Origin of the sequence: Bacillus sp. JJ634 (genome assembly GCF_036962285.1) — a bacterium.
Classification (GTDB): Bacteria; Bacillota; Bacilli; order Bacillales; family DSM-1321; genus Peribacillus; species Peribacillus asahii_A.
Genome location: NZ_JBALMU010000187.1, coordinates 1 through 5,827 on the forward strand (window position 1 = coordinate 1; position 5,827 = coordinate 5,827).

A 5,827-nucleotide genomic window follows, 5' to 3' on the forward strand; every position below is an offset into this window, starting at 1 on the left:
ATAGAGCATCTATTTGTCTTGTGTATACAGGACAAATAGATGCTCTTCTTTTAAAATCTATAAATTCACTCACTAAAATCAAAATAATTCCGCTTCAACAACCTCTTCATCTTCAATAAGTCTTCATATTTCGTCTGTTTCCCTAACTGCTTCGTATCAATTAAAAACAATTGATCTTCAATTTCCTTTACCGTTTCATCGCTTTGGAACAACGCCTGACAGTGGTCGCAAAGAACGGACGGTGTTTCCGTAATTTCCACCGCTCGTGTTCCATCCGGCAATTCCCAGTAGACTGTATCGGCGACAGAGGAAAGAGTGCCTTCCTCACACCAAGGGCAAGTTTCCATTTACTTCTCCCCTTTGTTCTTTTTTTGCTGTGCTTGGAATTTCTTTTCTTTTAATTGGTCGCGCTTTTCACGTTGGTCTTTGAGGGACGTATGCCCTGGATTTGTTTCGTATGCTTCACGACGATCCAGACGTTTTAATCCTTTTGGAACTAAGTTAAATTCGGTATCATTCATCAATCCTGAGATGCCAATATCCGAACGCTTCTCCTCTGCATTTGGATAAACGCCTTTAAAATAATCATCAGCAAGTCCTGGGGTATAGTTCTCTGGCTCTGGGTAGGTCGTGATGACACCTTCAAAGTTTCGCAGAACCGTTTTTGTAGGAGATTGTGAAAGAATATAATTTGGCTGCAACGTAATTTTCCCACCGCCTCCAGGAGCGTCAACCACGAAAGTCGGTACTGCGTTTCTTATATACTGTATAAAAACCAAGAAAAAAAGCTACTTGGTATAAGTAGCTCCGTAACGGGTGTACACTGAAATGATTCCCTGTGCCATCCGTTTTATATTGGGTTCATTGCGTCTCGTCACCGTTCCAATTGGTTTATCGAGTGAACCTTTTTCTTTTGTTTTCTCCATGTCATACACTCCTATCATTCTCTTACACTCTTAGAATATGTAATCAGCAATTCGTCCCATGACACATGGACAAATCTTCATTTTTATTAAAAACATATGTTTGTCTTTTTTTTGGTTTTAGATATTATGCCATCTGAAAAACAGCAATTAAATATTGAAATCGATGTTTTTTTGTGCATCAGAAAAAAAATTTTATTTTTTCAAAAACACATTGAAAAGGACTCTTGCATCATGTATAGAGCAGAAAAGTTTTTTTAGAATGAATGGATAAACGAACAAAATACCTCTTATTTTTCATTTTTATTTCGTTATCTGAGTGTATGCCTTCGGTTCACTATGAAAATAAAAAAACACCTTGTATTTGAACAAGATGTTTGCATGTTCTTATCGTGTATCATCGCAAAAAAATAGTAAAAACCATGCTCATGCTACCGCATGAAACAAAACCCCCTCCTATTTAGACACAAAAATCGTTGGCTCTTGAATGAAATTTCCGAGAGGTCGTTGATTTGTGATTTAAATGAAGATGGTTTTAAGTCAAGGACGTCAGTCCGCACAATGCGAAGCGAAAGGTTTTAGAAAGAATAAAGAAGAGATTTAAAAGATAAAAAATAGGCGTACCCGCCCTTTTGTACGATAGGACGTACAAAATTCCCTGTGCAGAACCTTTATCAGCACAAAACGCTGATAAAGAACCATGCTATGCTTTTAGTTTTTTTGGTTAAATTTCCAATCATGGTGTGCTATCCAACCAAATAACCAAAGAAAAAAAGACCATGATAACCAAAAAATCGTTTGTAAAACGATTTTATTGCCGAGCGGCAGCCTTTGATTGGCTTTAGACAATCAAATCGAACGGGCAAACAGAAGAATATGAGTAAGAATAAATTTTTAAGTGTTCCACTATACTATGCAAAATTAATACTTACCTTTTTTAGCCCGAAGTTTAATTGAACAGATTTTTTTGAATAGAAATAGCAAAAAATTTTAATCAAAATTATAGGAAAAGAATAAGAATAAGAATAGAAAGTCTGACCCTCAGAATCCTTGTGGCTCTAAGTCTAGAAGAATTATCGACCCCTTTTAACTGTCGGTGTATACTACATGAGTTTTTGGCACGCAATTAATTTACATAAACAAAAAAGAGGGATTAAATCCCTCTTTTACTTTTTCTTTTTCTTTCACTTTCTTTGTTCTTTTCGGCTTTTTCGATGAATTTCTTAGACCATTCTTTATCGCCTTTTTGTTCTCTTGCTTCTTTTTCCCGATAGAAGATTTCTTCAATGTGTTCAATGTATAAGTTGTTTGGTTTATTTAAGTTATCGTCCATCGACCACATCAATTTTGGATTAATTAGAATCGTGTTGTTTGTATATACGATTGCATCTGCTCTTTCTAGAATTTCTAAATCACGGAGAATCATTGTGCGGTCATTTTCGCCTTTTGAAACGATTTTTGAAATATCCACAATGCTTAAATATTCAAGACCAGAACTTGTTTTTTCTTTTCTTTCCCTTTTTGTTGCTTCCCACACTGTTTCACCTTCCAATGTGGTACGCATTGTTGGATTTTTAACAGCATAGCAGCGTTCATAATGAAAATACGGGATAATAGCATGCAGGGTTGCTAATGCACTATGTGTTAATTCTTTAACGCCCATTTTCTTAGCTAATTCATCTTCTATAGCATCTACTTTTTCGATGATATTTTTTAAGAATTCGAAATACACTTTTACATCGTAATCACTATTCTTTTTTCCTTTACCCATGAACACATATTTAGGATTGAAATAATAATAAATTTTACGACCTTTTTTCTCAGTTAATAGCACTTTTCCATACTCCTTGCTTATCAGTTTCTTTAAGTATTCAAGAGCAGTGGTTCTGCCAAGAGGCTTTCCGTTTTTTCCCCAAGCTTCTCGGATTTGGTCAATATCCAATTTCTTATCATAAGTCATTTCAGGGTATAACTTGATGATTTTCTTTCTTTCGCCTGTTCCTATTTTTCCATTAAGTTTATTCATCGTTCGAACATTTCGTTGATAATGACCTAATTCTTCGTCAACACCTCTGCGATTAGCAAAATCATATTGAAGCTTATTGCACCATTTATTCGCATACTCCACATACAGATTTGTTACTGCATATTTGGTATCATCTAATTTTTCACCAGTATTTTCATCGTAAACAGCCGTTTTCGGCATTTCATATAAGCCATCTTTTTTGGTTATATCACGCAGCTCTGTTAAATAATGTTCGAATTGGGAACGGTCGAATTTTCCGTTTCTGAAAAACCCTTTCACTCTGCCTTCGATTGCTTTTAAAGCTCCATCATTTTGTTCCATTTTATCTAAATAACTTCTTGATTCTTTGTTTAATTCTTTTAACTCCTCTATAATCTCTTTTCTTTTTTCTTTTTGGTCTTTTAAATTAATCATTAATATTTCCCCCTAAAAATAATAAAATTTTAGGAGCCGAACCCATTTATTTTTTAGAATATCTTGAAGGATTGATGATGAAAATGTTAAAATAATATGTAGAATGTTTTTTTGTTAAGCTTCTAGGGTGGCTCCTGTTACTCCTGGATGTTTAACTTTTAACTTTTAAATTAAACAGATGGACATCTTTGTCCGAAACCGAAGAGGCTTTGCAGAGCTTCTTCTTTTTTGTTTAAAAAAGTTATTTCCCTCGTTTTTGCTTCTCTTTTACCTTGGCTTTCTCTTCTTTTACCAATCGTTTATGTATGTCTTCCACTACTTTTTTGCTTGGCGTATGGTCGATTTTATCGATGATGTCCAATAGCACATCTTCTAATTTGCTGAAACGGCAGTTGTTTTTTCGATAATCGGGTTTTTTGATTGCTGGCATGTTGATTCCTCCATTTAATGATGTGTACACCTTACAATAGCGCGCAAAACGGAAGAATCCTATCTTCGATGTCATTTTTTTTCTGTTAATTCTTTCATTGGTTTTCAGAATTATCCTTGTAAAAAATAAAATATTTTACATTTTTTATTTTTTCTTTTTTCTTTTATTTTTTTAGAAAGGGTTTTGGCTGAAAACTTTTAAATGATGGGTAGATAGACGTTTTTAGCAGAAGGATGGGATAGTTTTGGATTTTTACATTGAGTTCAAGAAGAAGGAATCATATTATTTTGTTCATTTTTCGGAGTACAACAAAGAATGCGTAGACATGGCGAAGGAAACGCCAAAAAGATGGTATGACGGAGAGAATAAACAATGGAGGATTCCAGAAGAACATGGATTTTCTTTATACCAAAAATACATAAAGAAAGAATACGAAGTAAAAGGAGATATTCCAACACCCTTTAAACCGAAAAAAACGAAAAAATCAACTAAAACGAAGAGAAAAACGATTCACCTCTCCTACCCACACGCCACTCGTCCTCCTTTCCCTCATCAATTGGAAGCTACCCTTTTCCTTTTAGAACATGAAAAAGCTTTATTGAGTGATGAGATGGGTTTGGGGAAAACCACCTCTTCTATTCTAGCGGCTGAACAAATCCAAGGAATCAAATTAGTGCTGTGTCCTGCTACACTGAAGCTGAATTGGCAAAAAGAGATTTTATTGATTAATCCGCATGCATCGATTTTCATTCCGAAAAAAGTCGAAGAACTGTATCAGGTAACGGATGGATACCTTATTGTGAATTATGATATTTTGTGGAAAATGTCAGGTGTTTTATCAGAGATGAAGCTTTCCTGTATCATTTTAGATGAAGCTCATTACATAAAAGCGGTGAATAACGGTGGAAAACCCACAAGCAAACGAGCTGAAGCTGTATTTAATATTGCAGAAGGGATTCCTTACCTATTTGCTTTAACAGGTACACCGATTCCTAACAAAACAAAAGATATCTATAATATTTTGAGACTTATCGGTCATCCACTCGGAAAAGGCAGTTTTTTCGGATTTGCCCAACGCTATTGCGGAGCATCTCACAATGGATACGGATGGGATTTTGAAGGAAGCAGCCATCAAAAAGAGTTGCATGAAAAATTGAACACCCATATGATTCGACGATACAAAAACCAAGTCACGGATTTACCTGCTAAACTGCGAAACTATGTGGATATCGAAATTAAAAAGAAAGAATATGAGCAACTGGTGAATCATTTTCTAACGAACCAAAGCAAACTAAAAGCAGCTGACCAATTGGTTCAATTGAACCGCATGAAACAAGCCATTGCTTATAACAAAACCGAGCATTCTATGGCTCTAGCAGAGGATATTTTATCAGAGAATGAACCTCTTGTTGTGTTTAGCAATTACGAAGAAGTGATTCAGAAGTTTCAAGAGAAGTTCCCGTTTGCGGTGCGGTTAACAGGGAAAGAGAATGGAGAAAAGAAACAAAAAGCGATTGATGATTTTCAAAGTGGGAAAACGAACTTAATTGTATGTAATGTAAAAGCAGGGGGCGTTGGGGTTACACTTACGAGGGCGAAAGTGATGCTCATGAATGATATCGACTGGACGGCTGCCAACATGGTTCAGGCAGAAGACCGTATTCATCGTATTGGACAAGAAGAATCTGTGGTGATTCATTACATGCGGGCGAAAAACATTGACATGGAAGAATGGCTGTTTGAAATCATAGAAGAAAAATTTCAAAATTCAGCAGCTGTTGTGGACGGGGTAGATGTCGAGTTTAAAGATGAAGAATCTGTGGTTCAAAAGATTAAAGAAAAGTTCAAAGCGATGAAACCAAAAAGGAGAAACAAAAAATAACACTCGTTTTCCAACATGAATAAACACTTATAAAGGCTGATTTAATCGACTTTATAAGTGTTTTTAATATGTTTGTAAAAAGTAAAATAAAAAATATTTTATTTTTTTTATTTTATTTACCTGATTGTTTGGTAATATCTATCTATGTATTT

The 5,827-nt window shown here is 35.0% G+C and carries 5 protein-coding genes and 1 pseudogene; 1 reads left to right on the forward strand and 5 read right to left on the reverse strand.

The window, feature by feature from the left end; all coding sequences use genetic code 11:
- Nucleotides 1-65: 65 nt before the first annotated feature.
- The 5 genes and pseudogenes from V7068_RS21305 to V7068_RS21325 all read right to left on the reverse strand — a co-directional run bounded on the left by V7068_RS21305 (nucleotide 66) and on the right by V7068_RS21325 (nucleotide 3,793).
- Nucleotides 66-347, reverse strand: a complete 282-nt coding sequence (locus V7068_RS21305) for a YokU family protein (protein WP_127761024.1) — start codon at nucleotides 345-347, stop codon at nucleotides 66-68.
- Nucleotides 348-752: pseudogene (locus tag V7068_RS21310) on the reverse strand (lysine 2,3-aminomutase); the annotation flags it as partial.
- Between the two features lie 36 nt (nucleotides 753-788).
- A complete protein-coding gene (locus V7068_RS21315) occupies nucleotides 789-926 on the reverse strand; it encodes a hypothetical protein (protein WP_499714458.1) in 138 nt (45 codons plus the stop codon).
- A 1,150-nt stretch (nucleotides 927-2,076) separates the two neighbouring features.
- Nucleotides 2,077-3,363: a hypothetical protein gene (locus V7068_RS21320; RefSeq protein ID WP_499714459.1), complete on the reverse strand. Its 1,287-nt coding sequence runs from the start codon at nucleotides 3,361-3,363 to the stop codon at nucleotides 2,077-2,079.
- Between the two features lie 241 nt (nucleotides 3,364-3,604).
- Complete coding sequence (locus V7068_RS21325) at nucleotides 3,605-3,793, reverse strand: hypothetical protein (protein ID WP_499714460.1); 189 nt, start codon at nucleotides 3,791-3,793, stop codon at nucleotides 3,605-3,607.
- Between the two features lie 244 nt (nucleotides 3,794-4,037).
- Between V7068_RS21325 and V7068_RS21330 the strand changes: the two genes are divergently transcribed.
- Nucleotides 4,038-5,675, forward strand: coding sequence for a DEAD/DEAH box helicase (locus V7068_RS21330; protein ID WP_499714461.1), 1,638 nt, complete (start codon nucleotides 4,038-4,040; stop codon nucleotides 5,673-5,675).
- The last annotated feature ends 152 nt before the right edge of the window (nucleotides 5,676-5,827 follow it).